This is a genomic window from Streptomyces sp. NPDC025833 (assembly GCF_055558055.1).
Map to the genome: position 1 here is coordinate 358,649 of NZ_JBVHNF010000004.1, position 16,370 is coordinate 375,018.

The window sequence follows — 16,370 nt, forward strand, 5'->3', positions numbered from 1 at the left end:
GTAAAGGGAGCCGGAACCTCCCGGGCCCCTCCCGACGTTGATCCGGGTGACGGTAGCTTCGTCGGCACAGATACGCAGATGTCCTAGGAAGGGACTCCCAACATGGCTGTAAGCCTGTCCAAGGGTGGCAACGTCTCGCTCACCAAGGAGGCTCCGGGCCTGACCGCCGTCACCGTGGGCCTCGGCTGGGACGTCCGCACCACCACCGGCACGGACTTCGACCTGGACGCGTCGGCCATCGCGGTCAACGGACAGGGCAAGGTGTACTCGGACGCCCACTTCGTGTTCTTCAACAACAAGCAGACCCCGGACAACTCGATCGTCCACACCGGTGACAACCGCACGGGCGAGGGCGCGGGCGACGACGAGTCGATCAACGTCGACCTGGCCGCGCTCCCGGCCGACGTCGACAAGATCGTCTTCCCGGTCTCCATCTACGACGCCGAGAACCGCAGCCAGAACTTCGGCCAGGTCCGCAACGCGTACATCCGCATCGTCAACCAGGCCGGCGGCGCCGAGCTCGCGCGCTACGACCTGTCCGAGGACGCGGCCACCGAGACGGCCATGGTCTTCGGCGAGCTGTACCGCAACGGCGCGGAGTGGAAGTTCCGCGCGGTCGGCCAGGGTTACGCCTCGGGCCTGGTGGGCATCGCCCAGGACTTCGGCGTGAACGTCTGACACCCGGTCGCGTCCGTCGCCCCCGGCCCCCGGCCGGCCGGGGGCCGGGGGCTTCCCCCCTTCCGGGCGGAGTGCCACCGGGCGCCCCGCGGGACGGTCCGCACGGGTCCGGGCACTCGGTGTTCCCGGGTGCGGGGCCCGGCCCGCGGGCGTGACACCATCTCTCCCGTGCTCGACATCGGCTACGCCCTCTCCAACCGGTTCCCGGACCCCCCGCAGACCGACTACCGCCGCGCGGACGTCCACGCGCTGCGCCACGACCTGTTCTGCGGTGACGTGTACCTCGCGGACACGAAGACGGACCGGGAGCTGTCCACGGCCTGGGGATGGGTGCCGGTGCTGGACTTCGCGTGGGCGCTGTGCGACATCGTGGAGCTGCTGGACCGGGACCCGATGGGCTCCCGCGCCGCCCGCCCGCAGCGGGCCGAACTGGACTTCACCGAGTCCACCGACCGGATGCTCTTCGAGCGCCGCTTCGGCTGGGTGGACGTCACCGCCGACTGGGTGCCGGCCGAGGAGTCCCCGCTCTCCTTCTCCCACGCCGCACTGCGCCGCGAGGCCCGCGACTTCCTGCACGACCTGATCGCGGACCTCACCGACCTCCACGACGACCTGGCGGAGAACCCGGCCCTGTGGACCCTCCAGGCCCGCTTCCCGCGCCTGCCCTGACGGGCCCGGCGGCCCCTCCCCCGGCCGCCGGGAAGCCGTACGCCTACTCCACCCGGATCCCCAGCTCGGCCGCCAGCAGCGGGGCCAGATCCAGTAGCTGACCGGTGGAGACCACCGCGCCCGACAGCCGGTCCAGGCCCCGGGCGATCTCCAGCGGCGCGGCGCCGCGCAGGTCCACGTCGGTCAGCGTCGCGCCGCCGAAGTCGGCCCCGCGCACGGCGCAGTCGGGGAACTCCACCCGCTCCAGGCGCGCACCAGAGAAGTCAGGCTCGACCAGGACGCAGGACTCGAAGACGACGTCCCGCAGCCGGGCCTGCCGGAGGTTCAGGTAGTCGATCTTGCCGCCCCGGATCACCACCCGCTCCAGCACGGCGCCGTGCAACTGGGTGCCGCCGAGCCGCGCCTCGACCAGCTCGACGTCGCGGAACGTGGCCTCCGCGAGCTGGGTGCCGACGCCCCGCAGGCCGGTCAGGACCGAGTCCAGCACCCGCGCCCGGCGCAGCACCGTCTCGTCCACCGCGCACCCCGTCAGCGCGCAGTCCATGAACCGGGCGCCCGAGCCGTCCTGCCCGGACAGGTCCAGGCCGCTCAGCTCCAGCCCGTCGTAGTCGCCGTCCGGCTCCAGCCCGCCGCCGGACCACGGCCGCACCTGCGGCAGCCGCACCTCCGGCCGCCGCGCGCCCCGCACCGCCGCCCGGCCCGCGGGCCGGCCTCCCGTCGCTCGCCTCACCATGTGCCCATGCTGCACCCCGCCACCGACAAACCGTCCGAGCGGGGGCGCCACGGCCCCGGGAGCGGGTCAGTGCCGGCCGGCCACCCGGTCCGCCAGCCCCGCCAGCCGCGAGGTCCCCGCGCCCGGGCGCAGCCGCTCCCGGCGGTCGGCCGTGCGGTACGTGGCGTACATGCCCTGCACGCCCAGCCAGCGCAGCGGCTCCGGCTCCCACCTGCGGACCGCGTGGTTCACCCAGGGCAGCTCCGTCAGCTCGGTCCGGCCGCCCTGCCCGGAGTCCTGCTGGACCAGGTCGCGCAGGGTCCGCGCGGCCAGGTTGGCGGTCGCGACGCCCGAGCCGACGTAGCCGCCCGCCCAGCCGAGACCGGTGGAGCGGTCGAGCGTCACCGTGGTGCACCAGTCGCGCGGCACACCGAGCACGCCCGACCAGGCGTGCTCGATCCCGAGCCCCGCGAGCGAGGGGAAGAAGCGGGTCAGGATCTCACGCAGCGCCTCCACCGTCGCCGGCTGCGTCCGGCCGTCGTTGTCCGTGCGCGAGCCGAACCGGTACGGCACCCCGCGCCCGCCGAGCGCGATCCGCCCGTCCGCCGTCCGCTGCGCGTACATGTACGCGTGCGCCATGTCGCCGAGCGTCTCCCGGCCCGACCAGCCGATCCGCTCCCACTGCTCCTCGGACAGCGGCTCGGTCGCGATCATCGAGGAGTTCATCGGCAGCCAGGTCCGCCGCTGCCCCTTCAGGGACGCGGTGAACCCCTCCGTGCAGCGCAGCACGTAGGGCGCGCGCACCGTGCCGTACGGGGTGACCGCGTGCCGGGGGCGGATCTCCGTCACCGGCGTCGACTCGTGGATCGTCACCCCCAGCGCCTCGACGGCCGTCGCCAGCCCCTTGACCAGCTTCACCGGGTGCAGCCGCGCCCCGTGCGGCGTCCACACCGAGCCCACCGCGTCCGCCACCCGGATCCGCCGCGCGGTCTCCCGGGCCCCGTACAGCTCCCGGTCCTTCTCGCCGAACGCCAGCTCGTGCTCGTGGAACGCCTTCAGCCGCGCCAACTGGGCGGGCGAGGTGGCCACTTCGAGGACCCCGCCGCGGTGCACGTCGGCGTCCACGCCCTCGGCCTCGGCGACCGCGACCACCTCGGCCACCGTGTCGTTCATCGCCCGCTGCAACCGGACGGCGGCCTCGTGGCCGTGCAGCTTCGCGTACCGGTCCCGGCCCGCCACCCCGTTGTACAGCCAGCCGCCGTTGCGGCCCGAGGCGCCGTACCCGCAGAACTTCTGCTCCAGCACGGTGATCCGCAGGAAGGGCGCCGCCTTCTTCAGGTAGTACGCCGTCCACAGGCCCGTGTAGCCCCCGCCGACGACGACGACATCGGCGGACGCGTCCCCGGACAGCGGCTCCCGCACCGCCGGAAGACCGTCGTCCGCGTACCAGAACGAGACGCCACCGTTGACGACACTGCATGCCGAGCTGCTCATGGCCGGGACGTTAACGCCTGAGAGCGGCCAGTGTCTCCTTCGGATTCCATGCTTTTCCGCGGCCTCTGACCAGCGGACGGCAGGCCAGGCCGATGAGGGCCGCGACGAGGTGGCCGAAGTCGGTGAAGGTCGGCCCGGCCGCCACCGGCACCGCGAACACGGCCAGCACCGCGCACAGGTACCCGTACCGCCAGGGCGCGGCGATCCGGTACACGAGCACCGCGACCACCCCGGCCAGCGCGTAGCTCACCCCGATGTCCACCGTGTGCACCGCCGTGAGCGGGGCCAGCCCCTTGCGGATCGCCGCGAGCAGCATGGCCTCGCTGAGCAGCGACGCCAGGACGTGCGCGAGCGCGCACACCGCCAGCCAGCGGAGCGTCCCCAGCCAGCGCTCGGCCGGCGCGTGGAACACCGTGTACAGGAACGCGTACGGCAGCCAGTGCCCGCTCTCGATCCACATCGCGCTCGTCACCAGCACCCGCACCGGGTTGCGCGACAGCTCGTGGATGTTCGTCGACCGGTGCCGCAGGAAGTGCTCCTCGAACCCCGGCGGCATGTGGTGCAGCGCCGCGGTCGTGACGAACAGGGCCCCCAGCCACACGTAGGTGCCGGGAGCCCCGCGGACGTACGTCCCGACCGCACGCAGGCCCCGGATAATTCGCATGAGCCGATTCACGCACGGCGGTATCGTCCACCACGTGATCGACATCCCGGGCGGGCTGGCCGAGGCGCAGGAGACCTACAACGGCGCCGCGGGCCGGGCGTTCGTCGCCGCGCTCCCGGACCTCGCGGCCGGCTTCCTGGACCGCTGGCGGCTACGGCTCGACGGGCCCTCGATGCACGGCGTCAGCGCCCTGGTGCTGCCGGTCGTCCGCGCCGACGGCGTCCGCGCGGTCCTCAAGCTCCAGTTGCTCGACGAGGAGAGCGAGGGCGAACCGGTCGCGCTGCGGGTCTGGGACGGCGCGGGGGCCGTCCGGCTCCTGGACCACGACCCGGCCACCGGCACCCTGCTGCTGGAGCGCCTCGACGAGACCCGGCCGCTGGCCGGCCTCGGCGACACCCGCGAGACGGTCCTCGTCATCGCCCGGCTGCTGGCCCGCCTGACGGCCCACCCGGCCCCGCCCGGCCTGCGCCGCCTCGGCGACGTCGCCGGGGCGATGCTGGAGCGGACCCCGTGGGCGCTGGCGCGCATCCCCGACCCGGCCGCCCGCCGGATGACCGCCGACTGCGCCGCCGCCGTCCGCGAGGTCGTCGCCGAACCCGGCGACCGGCTCCTCCACTGGGACCTGCACGACGAGAACGTCCTCGCCGCCGGCCGCGCCGACTGGCTCGCCATCGACCCCAAGCCGCTGTCCGGCGACCCCGGCTTCGAGCTGTGGCCCGCCCTGGACAACCGCTTCGACGCGGCCGAGGTCCGCTGGCGCTTCGACGCCATGACCGACGTCCTCGGCCTGGACCGGGAGCGCGCCCGCGCCTGGACCCTCGGCCGCCTCCTGCAGAACACCCTGTGGGACGTGGCGGACGGCCGCCCGACCGAGGACCGGCAGTGGGAGATCGCCCGCCGGCTGGCATGAGAAAGCCCGGGTGGGACGGGTCCCACCCGGGCTGCCGGAGCCCCCTGTCGGATTCGAACCGACGACCTTCGCTTTACAAGAGCGGCGCTCTGACCAGCTGAGCTAAGGAGGCCCGCACGCGCGCGCGGCGCGTCCGTGCCTGTGCAGTGTACCCACGTCCCGGCGCCGCCCCGTCGGGAATTTTCCCGAAGTTCACAGGCGTGGAACTACTGACAGAGCCGGTGAACGGCAGGTACCGTCCAGAACCGGTTCACCTGTGTGGACTACACCAACCACCTTCCTACAACGGATCGTCCGGCACGTTCCTGCCGGTAGAAGGGGGCCCATTCACCATGGCCACTGTCACGTTCGACAAGGCGACCCGGATCTACCCGGGTAGCACCAAGCCCGCCGTCGACTCGCTGGAGATCGCGATCGAGGACGGCGAGTTCCTCGTCCTGGTCGGCCCGTCGGGCTGCGGGAAGTCCACCTCGCTGCGGATGCTCGCGGGCCTGGAGGACGTCAACGGCGGCGCGATCCGCATCGGCGAGCGCGACGTCACGCACCTGCCGCCCAAGGACCGGGACATCGCCATGGTGTTCCAGAACTACGCCCTCTACCCGCACATGACGGTCGCGGACAACATGGGCTTCGCGCTCAAGATCGCGGGCGTCAACAAGGCGGAGATCCGGCAGAAGGTCGAGGAGGCCGCGAAGATCCTCGACCTCACCGAGTTCCTGGACCGCAAGCCGAAGGCGCTCTCCGGCGGTCAGCGCCAGCGTGTCGCCATGGGCCGCGCGATCGTCCGCGAGCCGCAGGTCTTCCTCATGGACGAGCCGCTGTCCAACCTGGACGCCAAGCTCCGCGTGTCGACGCGTACGCAGATCGCGGGCCTCCAGCGCCGCCTCGGGATCACCACCGTCTACGTCACCCACGACCAGGTCGAGGCCATGACGATGGGCGACCGGGTGGCCGTCCTCAAGGACGGTCTGCTCCAGCAGGTCGACTCGCCGCGGAACATGTACGACAAGCCCGCGAACCTCTTCGTCGCCGGCTTCATCGGCTCCCCCGCCATGAACCTGGTCGAGGTCCCGATCGCCGACGGCGGCGTGAAGTTCGGCAACAGCGTCGTCCCGGTCAACCGGGAGGCGCTCAAGGCCGCCGCCGACAAGGGTGACCGCACGGTGACCGTCGGCGTCCGCCCCGAGCACTTCGACGTGGTCGAGCTGGGCGGCGGCGCCGCCGCGTCCCTGTCCAAGGACAGCGCGGGCGCCCCGGCCGGTCTCGCCGTGTCGGTGAACGTCGTCGAGGAGACCGGCGCCGACGGCTACATCTACGGCACCGTCGAGGTCGGCGGCGAGCAGCGCGACCTCGTGGTCCGCGTCAACAGCCGCGCCGTGCCGGAGAAGGGCTCCACGGTGCACGTGCTGCCGCGGCCGGGCGAGACCCACGTGTTCTCCACGTCGACGGGCGAGCGGCTCTCCGACTGACCCGTGCGCGACGACAGGGCCCCGCGGTGCGACCGCGGGGCCCTTCGCGTGGGCGCCGGTGCCCGGGCGGGCCGTGGTTCCGGGCGGTTGCCGTCAACCCGTTACCCGGAAAGAGGCGCCTTCTCATCCCCCATAGGGGTGACTCAGCGTTTTCGGTGCATTACCGGGCGCTACCCTCACACGCGTGAAGCACTCCACCACCCCTCAGACGCGACGCGGCCACCGGGGCGGCCCAGCCCGCCGGATCGGCCGCTCCCTCGCCCTCGTCCTGCCCGTCGTCATGGTGCTCTCCGGGACCCTCGCGGTCACCCGGGTCAACTGGACGGGGAACCCCTCCGGCTCGGTGCTGACCGCCTCCGACGTCTCGTCGGCGGGGCTGCCCGCCGAGAAGACGGCCCGCGCCCCGCAGGACGTGCTGCGCGACCGGCTGCTGACCGAACTCCAGGACAAGGACCCGGGCGTGGTCCTCACCCACCTCCAGCGGGCCGTCAACGGGCGCCCCTCGCTGGCCCGGCACTGCTCCTCCCTCGCCCGCGCCCTCGGTGCGGCGGCGGTGCGCATCTACGGCGCCACGCGCGCCCAGTCGTACGCCCGCCCGGTGTGCGACACGGCCTTCGCCACGGGCGTCCTGGCCGCGCGCGGCTGAATCCACCGCCCCGGCGACGGCTCCCCGCGGGGGAGCTCCTTGCCGGCGGCATGCCGCGGTGGGGCGCCACGTACAGTGCGGTCATGACCCATCCGAACGCCGCGTCGCGCCCCACTCAAGCCGTGATCCTGGCCGGTGGCCAGGGCTCCCGGCTGCGTCCGTACACCGACGACCGGCCCAAGCCGATGGTCGAGATCCCCGGCACGGGCACTCCGATCATCGGCCACCAGCTGACCTGGCTCGCCGAGGAAGGCGTGACGGACGTGGTGGTCTCCTGCGGCCACCTCGCCGACGTCCTCCGGAAGTGGCTGGACTCGGCCGACCTGCCCGTCTCGGTCACCACCGTCGTGGAGAACGAGCCCCTCGGCCGCGGCGGCGGCCTGCGCTACGCGGCGGCGCACCTGCCCCATCCCGAACAGCCCTGGTACGCCACCAACGGTGACATCTGGACGCGGTTCTCCCTGCGGGACATGGCCGACTTCCACACCGAGCGGGACGCGGTCGCGACCCTGGCGCTGGCCCGCCCGCGGATCCCGTGGGGGGCGGTGCGCACCGACGGGTTCGGGCACATCACCGACTTCATCGAGGCGCCCCCGTCGACGGTCGAGATCAACGCGGGTGTGTACGTGTTCTCGCCCGGGTTCTCCGCCCTGCTGCCCGAGCGCGGCGACCACGAGCGGACCACGTTCCCCCGGCTGGCCCGGGAGAGGAAGCTCGCCGGGTTCCCCATCCCGCAGGGCGCGTACTGGCGGGCCATCGACACGGCCAAGGACCTGACCGAGGCGGCCAGGGAGCTGGCGGCGCTGGGGCGTTGACGACCCGGCCGGCGGCGCGTCACGGCGGCCGGCGGTACGCGCGACACGGGGGCCCCGTACCCGGGTGGGTACGGGGCCCCCGCGCGTGCCGTCGCCGCCGTCAGCCCAGCAGGCCGCCGACCAGGCCCGGCTGGCCGGTGGCCGTGCTGCTGCCGCCCGTGGCGGTGCTGCTGCCGCCACCGCCCCCGCCGCCCGTGGTCGAGCCGCCGGTGCCGGCGCCGCCGGTGCTCGTCGGGCCGGCCGTGGTGCTCGGGGCGCCGCCCGTGGGGGCGGTCTGCTGCCGGGGCGGGGCCTGGCCCGTGGTGCCCTGCGTCTGGCTGGGCGTCGTCGTGGTGGTGGCGCCGGCGGTCCGGCTCGCGCCCGGGGTGGTGGCCGCCCCGGAGGGGCCGGCGCCGGCCGTGGTGCCGCCGGACGGGGAGGCGGAGGCCGCCGGGCTCTCCTCCCGGTGCCGCTTGCCGGGCTTCCCGGGCAGCGGGGAGCCGGGGAGGTGGTTGCGGGGGGCCTCGCCGGGACCGGGGACGACCACCCGGCCGGAGTCGCGGACCGCGCCGCCCAGCAGGGAGCCGGCCAGCAGGGTCAGGCCGACCGTGACGGCGGTGACCAGCGCGCCGCGGCGCAGGACGTAGCGGCGCAGCTCCCAGATGTCGGAGCGGGGTCCGAGCCGCCGCCAGGCGCTGCCCGCGAGGCGGCCGTCCACCGAGTAGACGGGGGCGCCGGCGATGACCAGCGGGGACCAGGCGGCGAGGTAGATGATGTCCGGCGTGTCGTAGACCGGGACCGTCTTCCAGCTCACGGTGACGATCAGCGCGGCCGAGAGCAGGGCGCCGACCACCGCGGCGACGCGCTGCCAGCAGCCGAGGACGGTCAGGACGCCGACGACGACCTGGAGGAAGGCGATCACCAGGCCGGAGCCGACCGGGTGGTGCAGGGCGAACTGGCGCAGCGGCTCGGCCACGTCCCAGGGGTGCAGGGTGTTGAGCCACGTGACCATGGAGCCGCGCTCGCCGCCGTCGAAGTAGACGGGGTCGCACAGCTTGCCCATGCCGGCGTAGACGGTGATGAAGCCGAGGAAGACGCGCAGCGGGAGGAGGACGACGCCGAGGTTCATCCGGCGGCCCGGGTAGTAGGCGTGCCGGGCCGGGTCGTCCCCCTGCCGCCTGGCGGGGCGCGCCGCGTCGGGGTCCGGGCCGGCGTCGGCCGGGCCGGGGTGGCCGGCGTACGGGTCGTGGCCGAGGTCGGTCCAGGACGGTTCGTCGTAGGCGCCCGCGGCCGTGCGCAGGTGCGGCAGCAGCCGGGTGCCGTCCCCGTCGGGGGAGGTGCGCTGGTGGCCGACGACCGGGGTCGCGACGGTCTGGTCGAGTGCGGCGTAGGTGTCCGCGTAGCCCGTCTGGAGGCGCGGGATGACCTGGGTGGCGCCGGCCTCGGACTCGTCGGCGTGACGGACGCTGCTGCCCCGGACGGCCTGGAGGAGCCGGTGGGCGCCGGTGTCGTCGGGGGCGGACCTGCCGCTCCACACGACAGGGCGGCGGCGGCCGGCGGCGCCCGCCCGGCCCGCCGCGCCCATGGCGGGCGTCCGGGCGGGGTCCTGGCCGGCGCTCGGGTGGCGGGCGATGCGCGGGGACTGGATGCCCCTCGCCGTCACGCCCAGCTGCACGCGGAAGCTGGCGTGATTGACGATGACCTGCGCCGGATCGCTCGGCACCTTCACCATGCTCAGCGCGGGAGCGTCGTCGAAGCCCGACGAGCGGTCCCCCGTGGGTGTGCGGGGTGTTCTGGTGTCCACACTCATCTAACCGAGTGACGTGGCGTTAGGACACTGCTTTGACCGGCCGGATGTGTCCGGACCCCGTCAAAGCGGTCCACGGCACCGCGAGGGACCCCGAATTACCCCACGCGGGTGGGGTTCCGGACGGGCGTTCGGGCCCGTCCGGACCGTTGTTCAGCTCCGGCGGCGCGCCGCCTCGTAGAGGACGATGCCCGCCGCCACACCGGCGTTCAGCGACTCGGCGCCGCCCGGCATCGGGATCCGCACCCGGACGTCGCAGGTCTCGCCGACCAGCCGGGACAGGCCCTTGCCCTCGCTGCCGACGACGATGGCGACCGGGCCCGACAGGGCCTCCACATCGCCGAGTTCGGCCTCGCCGTCCGCCGCCAGGCCGACCACCGTGAGGCCGGCCTTCTTGTAGGCCTCCAGGACCCGGGTGAGGTTGGTGGCGCGGGCGACCGGGGTGCGGGCGGCCGTACCGGCGGAGGTCTTCCAGGCACCGGCGGTCATGCCCGCGGAACGGCGCTCGGGCACGACCACGCCGTGGCCGCCGAAGGCGGAGACCGAGCGCACGACGGCGCCCAGGTTGCGCGGGTCGGTCACGCCGTCCAGGGCGACGACGAGCGGGTCCTCGCCCTCGTCGGCGGCGGCCTCCAGCAGGTCCTCGGGGTGCGCGTACTCGTACGGCGGGACCTGGAGGACCAGGCCCTGGTGGTTGAGGCCGTTCGTCATGCGGTCCAGCTCGGGACGCGGGGCCTCCATCAGGTTGATGCCGCCGCGCTCGGCGGCGAGCTGGAGGGCCTCGCGGACGCGCTCGTCGTTGTCGATGAACTGCTGGACGTACAGGGTCGAGGCGGGCACGCCCTCGCGCAGCGCCTCGAAGACCGGGTTGCGGCCGACGACGAGTTCGGAGGCGGACTTGCCGCCCCGGCCGCGGACCGCGGGACGGCGGGCGGCCTGCTTCGCCCTGGCGCCGGCGATGCGGTTCTTCTTGTGCCCCTTGCGCATCTCGGCGGGCGGGGTCGGGCCCTTGCCCTCCAGGCCCTTGCGCCGCTGGCCGCCACTGCCGACCTGCGCGCCCTTCTTGCCGGACATGCGACGGTTGTTCGCGGCCATGACCTACCTGTCTCTGTGGTGCGTTCGGATGTGTACGTCTATGCAGTGTGCCGCCCGGGGGCCCGGGCGGCACAATCGATCACCGGACCGCGGACGGTCTCAGCGCGTCCCGAGGGTCCAGCGCGGCCCCTGCGGGCTGTCCTCGATGGCCAGGCCGGCTTGGCCGAGCTGGTCGCGGATCGCGTCGGCGGTCGCCCAGTCCTTGCGGGCGCGGGCGGACTCGCGCTGGTCGAGGACGAGGCGTACGAGGCTGTCGACCACGCCGTTCAGGTCCTCGCCCCGGTCCGCGGCCCCGCCGGCCCAGTGCGGGTCGAGCGGGTCGAGCCCGAGGACGCCGAGCATGGCGCGCACCTCGGCGAGCCGGGCGACGGCGGCTTCCTTGTCGTCGGCGGCCAGCGCGCTGTTGCCCTGCCGGACGGTGGTGTGCACGACGGCGAGGGCCTGCGGGACGCCCAGGTCGTCGTCCATCGCCTCGGCGAAGGCGGGCGGGACCTCGGCGGCCGGGTCGACGGTCTTGCCCGCCAGCTCGGTGACCCGCTGGGCGAAGCCCTCGATCCGCGCGAACGCGGACTCGGCCTCGCGCAGGGAGTCCTCGCTGTACTCGATCATCGAGCGGTAGTGCGGGGTGCCCAGGTAGTAGCGCAGGACGATCGGGCGCCACTGCCTGACCATCTCGCCGACCAGGACGCTGTTGCCGAGCGACTTGGACATCTTGTCGCCGGCCATGGTGACCCAGGCGTTGTGCACCCAGTACCGGGCGAACTCGTCACCGTACGCCCTGGCCTGGGCGATCTCGTTCTCGTGGTGCGGGAAGATCAGGTCCAGCCCGCCGCCGTGGATGTCGAAGGCGCTGCCCAGGTACTTGTGCGCCATCGCCGAGCACTCCAGGTGCCAGCCGGGGCGGCCGGGGCCCCAGGGGGTCGGCCAGGTCGGCTCGCCGGGCTTCGCCGACTTCCACATGGCGAAGTCGCGGGGGTCGCGCTTGCCGGTCTCGCCCTCGCCGGAGGGCTGGAGCAGGTTGTCCAGCTCCTGCCGGGACAGCTCCAGGTACTCCGGGAAGGACCGCACGTCGAAGTAGACGTTGCCGTCCGCCGCGTAGGCGTGGCCGCGCTCGATCAGGCCCTGCATCATCTCGACCATCTCGGTGACGTGGCCGGTGGCGCGGGGCTCGTACGTCGGCGGCAGGCAGCCGAGGGCGGTGTAGCCGTCGTTGAAGGCGCGCTCGTTCTCGTAGCCGATCGACCACCAGGGCCGGTTCTGCTCGTGGGCCTTCCTGATGATCTTGTCGTCGATGTCGGTGACATTGCGGACGAACGTCACCTCGTAGCCGCGGTACGCGAACCAGCGGCGCATGATGTCGAAGTTGAGGCCCGAGCGGATGTGGCCGATGTGGGGTGCCGCCTGCACGGTGGCGCCGCACAGGTAGATCGAGACGCAACCCGGCTTGAGCGGGGAGAAGTCACGGATCTGCCGGGCGCTGGTGTCGTACAGGCGAATGGTCACCACTCCAGGGTAGTGGGCGCCGGACAGTGCCATGCGCCTTCCCACGAGGTTGCGGCGCACCCCCGCGGGAAGGCGGCGCCGTTCAGAGCCGGCCGACGACCTTGCGCGGCGTGATCCGCACGACCACGCGCTCGGCGTCGTCCGCCGAGGCCGGGTTGAACTCCGCGTACTTCTTGCCGGTGTACTTCACGCTCAGTTCGTCGATGAGGTCCCCGCCGCCGTCGGTCGTCGTCTCGGCGGTGCCGCGGATCTCGGCGTACTCGTAGGGCTGCTCGGGATCGAGGACGGTGACCGTCACCCGGGGGTCGCGCTCCAGGTTGCGGTACTTGCGCCGGTCGACGGTGGTGGAGAAGACGAGGGCGTCGCCGTCGCGCTTCACCCAGACCGGGGACATCTGCGGGCTGCCGTCGGGCTGGACGGTGCCGACGACGACGAACACCTTGCCGTCGAGTACGGACTTCAGGCGGTCGGACAGTGCGGCGGACATGGGTACCCTCCCGGATTCCAGGGATCACTGGTTTCGTGCTGGGGGTACCCTCGCACGCCCTCAGTCCACCCGCACCACGAGTGCCGTCGCCACCGCCATCAGTCCCTCCCCGCGGCCCGGGAAGCCGAGGCCGTCGGTGGTCGCCCCGGACACGGACACCGGGGCGCCCGCCGCCGCGGAGAGGATCTTCTCCGCCTCCTCGCGGCGTTTGCCGATCTTCGGCCGGGGGCCGACCACCTGGACGGCGACGTTGCCGACGGCGAAGCCCGCCGCGCGCACGATCCGGGCGGCCTCGGTGAGCAGCGTGACCCCGGAGGCGCCCGACCACTCGGGGCGGCCGGTGCCGAAGTGCTGCCCCAGGTCGCCGAGCCCGGCGGCGGAGAAGAGCGCGTTGCAGGCCGCGTGGGCGACGACGTCGGCGTCGGAGTGCCCGGCCAGACCGGTCCCCTCGCCCTCCCACCGCAGGCCCGCGCACCACAGCTCGCGGCCCTCCTCGAAGGCGTGGACGTCGGTGCCGATGCCGACGCGGGGCAGCGGGAAGGGCGGCTCAGAAGCCATCGTTCAGCCTCCTGCGGGCCAGCACGGCCTCGGCGAGGACCAGGTCCAGCGGGCGGGTGACCTTGAACGCCTCCTCGTGGCCGGGGACGGCCACCACCGTCAGCCCGAGCCGCTCCACCATGCCCGCGTCGTCGGTGACGTTCCCGGTGACGGTCTCGTGGGCGCGGACCAGGGTCTGCCGGTCGAAGCCCTGCGGGGTCTGGACGGCGCGCAGCCGGGCCCGCTCCGGGGTGGCGACGACCGGCTCGGGGCCGCCGGCCGCCGCGGCGGGCTCGACCTCCTTGACCGTGTCGGCCAGCGGCAGCGCGGGCACCACGGCCGGGGCGCCGTCGCGGACGGCCTCGATGACGGCGTCGACCGTGTCGACCGGGACCAGCGGGCGGGCCGCGTCGTGCACCAGGACGATGCCGTGCTGCGGCGGCAGGGCGTCCAGGCCGAGCCGGACCGACTCCTGGCGGGACTCGCCGCCGGGGACGACGAGGAAGTCGGTCCGCTCGGGCAGCGCGTGCGCGTCGAGCAGGGACTTCACCTCGGCGGCGCCCTCCGGCGGGGCGACGACGACCACCAGCGAGACGTGCCGGGAGGCGGCGAGGGCGCGGACCGCGTGGATGAGCATGGGGGTGCCGTTCAGCGCGCGGAGCGCCTTGGGGGCGCCCGGACCGAGGCGCACGCCCCGGCCGGCGGCCGGAATCACGGCGGCGACGGAGGTCTGCGCGGGCGTGGGGCGCGATTCGTCAGACATCGGTTCCTGTCAGGTTTGTGTGCTCGACCTACGTGGGTATGGCCTGGAGGAGTGCCGGGCGCGACGCCCTGACCGGACCCTTTCCGTGACCCTGGTCGAGTCGGCCGCCCGGGCCCGGCACATCGAGTATCGGGGGGTCGTTCCAGAGGTTGCCCGAAGAACACCCGCTGCGGGGACGCAAGATGCCGCAGCGCCCGGCGACAGGATCAGTGTCGTCGGGCACCGCGGCATTTCACAGTGCTGAGCGTGCCGGAAGCGAGGGTTCGCTGCCGCTGCGCGTCAGGAGGCGAGCACCTCGTCGAGCAGGGCCTCGGCCTTGTCCTCGTTCGTGTTCTCCGCGAGAGCCAGTTCGCTCACCAGGATCTGGCGGGCCTTGGCGAGCATGCGCTTCTCACCGGCGGACAGTCCGCGCTCGCGCTCGCGACGCCACAGATCGCGCACGACCTCCGCGACCTTGATGACATCGCCGGAGGCGAGCTTCTCCAGGTTTGCCTTGTAGCGACGGGACCAGTTCGTGGGCTCTTCCGCGTACGGCGCACGCAGCACCTCGAAGACCCGGTCCAGTCCATCCTGACCGACCACATCACGTACGCCGACGAACTCCGCATTGTCCGCTGGCACACGTACCGTCAGGTCACCCTGGGCGACCTTCAGCACCAAGTAGGTCTTGTCCACGCCTTTGATCTGGCGAGTTTCGATGGCCTCGATCAGCGCGGCCCCGTGATGGGGATAGACCACGGTGTCGCCAACCTTGAACGTCATGTGACAGGTACCCCTTCCGTGGCTATCCAGGGTAACACGGATACGGCGTCTTCTGAATGGCGTTTTCGCAGGTCAGGGCATATCTCGGGGCTTGACAACAGCAACCGGAACGTGCTGCGCGAAGCTCGCGGAAGCGGGTATTCGCAGGTCGGAGGGGCTCTTCAGGGAGGGGGAAACGCCTACGTTACACACCCGGCGAACCCGTTCCAAGTGGCGGAACGTCCGGATTTGTCCACCCCCAGGCGTGCGACTTCCGCTACTCCGTTCGGTGGCCGCGGGTGGATGTGAGCCGAATCCGAAATTGATCAGCGGTGGCCGGAGGGGTGCCCCGTGATCAATTTCGGGGAGGCGCGCGCATTCCTTCACGGAATATCCGCGTGCGCCGGCGGAGGCGTCCGGCGCCGCGTTTTGCGAATGCCGGACGGGCCCGCCGGGCAATGCGGCCGCGGTGTCCCCCGCACCCCGCGGGGTACCCCCACCCGGAGGGATGGCCGGGCCGTGGGGGAGGGTCGGGTGCGGCGGCGTGGGAACGGCTCGGTAACCTGAGGCCGCTGACAGACACTTAGGGTGGCTTTATAAGGGAGCCGCCCGTGCGTTCAAGGAGTTGCCGCCGCCGTGAGCAGCAGCCTTCGACGCGGCGCCCTCGCCGCCTCCGCCATCGCCTTCTCGCTCGCCTCGCTCGCCGCCTGCGGCTCGGGCAACAACGCCCAGACCCTGCAGGTCAAGCCGGACAACGCGGCGACCAGCGTCGGGGACATCAAGGTCCAGAACGCCACGATCATCACCCAGCCCGACCTGAAGGCCTCCGGGCCGGCCGCGGTCTCCGCGACCCTGTTCAACATGGGCAGCAAGGACGAGACGCTCCAGTCGATCTCCGTCGCGGGGTCGAAGGAGCCGGTGAAGCTGACCCCCGCCAAGGGGCAGAGCCTGACCGTCCCGGCCCACGGCTCGCTGGTCGTCGGCGGCAAGGACAACGCCACCGCCCTGATCCCCAGCGGCCGCGAGGCCGTGCAGGACGGCAACGCCCAGCAGGTCACGTTCACCTTCAGCAAGGCCGGCGAGGTGGGCCTGCGCGCCTTCGTGGTGCCGGCCACCGGCTACTTCGACAAGTGGGGCCCGAGCGAGGTCCCGTCCGCCGAGGCCGGCAAGCCCGCCCCGGGCGCGAAGCCGTCGGACAGCGGCAAGCCCGCGAAGAACGACGGGGCGAACCCGTCCGGCTCCGCCTCCGGCGAGCCCGTCGCCCCGAGCGGCTCGGCCTCGGCCCGCTGACCGTCCGTACGCCGAAGGGCGGCACCCCCGCGGGGGTGCCGCCCTTCGGCGTCTACGCGCCGGTGCCACGGCCCACGGCGGGGACGCGCGGCCCGGTCACCGCGCCGGCCG

At 73.2% G+C, this 16,370-nt stretch carries 17 protein-coding genes and 1 tRNA gene; 7 read left to right on the forward strand and 11 right to left on the reverse strand.

Going from position 1 to position 16,370, the window contains the following annotated elements:
* Window positions 1-102: 102 nt before the first annotated feature.
* Both ACZ4K2_RS09045 and ACZ4K2_RS09050 read left to right on the forward strand, forming a co-directional pair.
* Complete coding sequence (locus tag ACZ4K2_RS09045) at window positions 103-678, forward strand: TerD family protein (protein ID WP_467471055.1); 576 nt, start codon at window positions 103-105, stop codon at window positions 676-678.
* A gap of 168 nt (window positions 679-846) precedes the next feature.
* Complete coding sequence (locus tag ACZ4K2_RS09050) at window positions 847-1,347, forward strand: hypothetical protein (RefSeq protein WP_467471056.1); 501 nt, start codon at window positions 847-849, stop codon at window positions 1,345-1,347.
* 43 nt (window positions 1,348-1,390) lie between these two features.
* Here the strand turns inward: ACZ4K2_RS09050 and ACZ4K2_RS09055 are convergent, their stop codons facing one another.
* The 3 genes from ACZ4K2_RS09055 to ACZ4K2_RS09065 form a co-directional block, all read right to left on the reverse strand.
* Window positions 1,391-2,080, reverse strand: a complete 690-nt coding sequence (locus tag ACZ4K2_RS09055; protein WP_467471058.1) for a pentapeptide repeat-containing protein — start codon at window positions 2,078-2,080, stop codon at window positions 1,391-1,393.
* Between the two features lie 66 nt (window positions 2,081-2,146).
* On the reverse strand, window positions 2,147-3,553 hold the full coding sequence (locus tag ACZ4K2_RS09060; RefSeq protein WP_467471060.1) for an NAD(P)/FAD-dependent oxidoreductase: 1,407 nt from the start codon (window positions 3,551-3,553) through the stop codon (window positions 2,147-2,149).
* 10 nt (window positions 3,554-3,563) lie between these two features.
* Window positions 3,564-4,217: a rhomboid-like protein gene (locus ACZ4K2_RS09065; protein ID WP_467471062.1), complete on the reverse strand. Its 654-nt coding sequence runs from the start codon at window positions 4,215-4,217 to the stop codon at window positions 3,564-3,566.
* Between ACZ4K2_RS09065 and ACZ4K2_RS09070 the strand changes: the two genes are divergently transcribed.
* Entirely contained in the window at window positions 4,216-5,127 is a 912-nt protein-coding gene (locus tag ACZ4K2_RS09070; protein ID WP_467471063.1) for an aminoglycoside phosphotransferase family protein, read from the forward strand. The two genes, ACZ4K2_RS09065 and ACZ4K2_RS09070, sit on opposite strands and share 2 nt — an antisense overlap.
* Window positions 5,128-5,165: 38 nt before the next feature.
* Here ACZ4K2_RS09070 and ACZ4K2_RS09075 read toward each other — a convergent pair.
* A tRNA-Thr gene (locus tag ACZ4K2_RS09075) sits at window positions 5,166-5,239 on the reverse strand.
* 220 nt (window positions 5,240-5,459) lie between these two features.
* Between ACZ4K2_RS09075 and ACZ4K2_RS09080 the strand changes: the two genes are divergently transcribed.
* From ACZ4K2_RS09080 to ACZ4K2_RS09090, 3 genes are all read left to right on the forward strand, one after another.
* A complete protein-coding gene (locus ACZ4K2_RS09080; protein WP_467471065.1) occupies window positions 5,460-6,596 on the forward strand; it encodes an ABC transporter ATP-binding protein in 1,137 nt (378 codons plus the stop codon).
* 184 nt (window positions 6,597-6,780) lie between these two features.
* Window positions 6,781-7,242, forward strand: coding sequence for a hypothetical protein (locus tag ACZ4K2_RS09085; protein ID WP_467471067.1), 462 nt, complete (start codon window positions 6,781-6,783; stop codon window positions 7,240-7,242).
* A gap of 83 nt (window positions 7,243-7,325) precedes the next feature.
* Window positions 7,326-8,057 carry a nucleotidyltransferase family protein gene (locus tag ACZ4K2_RS09090; protein ID WP_467471069.1) on the forward strand — a complete coding sequence of 244 codons (732 nt, stop codon included), beginning with the start codon at window positions 7,326-7,328 and terminating at the stop codon, window positions 8,055-8,057.
* Window positions 8,058-8,157: 100 nt separating this feature from the next.
* On the opposite strand, the gene ACZ4K2_RS09095 is transcribed toward ACZ4K2_RS09090, so the two are convergent.
* The 7 genes from ACZ4K2_RS09095 to ACZ4K2_RS09125 all read right to left on the reverse strand — a co-directional run bounded on the left by ACZ4K2_RS09095 (window position 8,158) and on the right by ACZ4K2_RS09125 (window position 14,990).
* Entirely contained in the window at window positions 8,158-9,846 is a 1,689-nt protein-coding gene (locus tag ACZ4K2_RS09095; RefSeq protein WP_467471071.1) for a DoxX family membrane protein, read from the reverse strand.
* Window positions 9,847-9,996: 150 nt separating this feature from the next.
* Window positions 9,997-10,938, reverse strand: coding sequence for a 23S rRNA (guanosine(2251)-2'-O)-methyltransferase RlmB (rlmB, locus tag ACZ4K2_RS09100; protein WP_467471073.1), 942 nt, complete (start codon window positions 10,936-10,938; stop codon window positions 9,997-9,999).
* A gap of 99 nt (window positions 10,939-11,037) precedes the next feature.
* Entirely contained in the window at window positions 11,038-12,441 is a 1,404-nt protein-coding gene (cysS, locus tag ACZ4K2_RS09105) for a cysteine--tRNA ligase (RefSeq protein ID WP_467471075.1), read from the reverse strand.
* 82 nt (window positions 12,442-12,523) lie between these two features.
* A complete protein-coding gene (locus ACZ4K2_RS09110) occupies window positions 12,524-12,928 on the reverse strand; it encodes a PPOX class F420-dependent oxidoreductase (RefSeq protein ID WP_467471077.1) in 405 nt (134 codons plus the stop codon).
* A 60-nt stretch (window positions 12,929-12,988) separates the two neighbouring features.
* Complete coding sequence (gene ispF, locus ACZ4K2_RS09115; protein ID WP_467471079.1) at window positions 12,989-13,486, reverse strand: 2-C-methyl-D-erythritol 2,4-cyclodiphosphate synthase; 498 nt, start codon at window positions 13,484-13,486, stop codon at window positions 12,989-12,991.
* Window positions 13,476-14,228, reverse strand: a complete 753-nt coding sequence (gene ispD / locus ACZ4K2_RS09120) for a 2-C-methyl-D-erythritol 4-phosphate cytidylyltransferase (protein WP_467471081.1) — start codon at window positions 14,226-14,228, stop codon at window positions 13,476-13,478. The genes ispF and ispD overlap by 11 nt, the downstream gene beginning before the upstream one ends.
* Window positions 14,229-14,507: 279 nt before the next feature.
* Window positions 14,508-14,990, reverse strand: coding sequence for a CarD family transcriptional regulator (locus ACZ4K2_RS09125; RefSeq protein ID WP_003953493.1), 483 nt, complete (start codon window positions 14,988-14,990; stop codon window positions 14,508-14,510).
* A gap of 615 nt (window positions 14,991-15,605) precedes the next feature.
* On the opposite strand from ACZ4K2_RS09125, the gene ACZ4K2_RS09130 reads away from it, so the two are divergent.
* Window positions 15,606-16,259, forward strand: coding sequence for a copper chaperone PCu(A)C domain-containing protein (locus ACZ4K2_RS09130; protein WP_467471083.1), 654 nt, complete (start codon window positions 15,606-15,608; stop codon window positions 16,257-16,259).
* Window positions 16,260-16,370 lie beyond the last annotated feature (111 nt).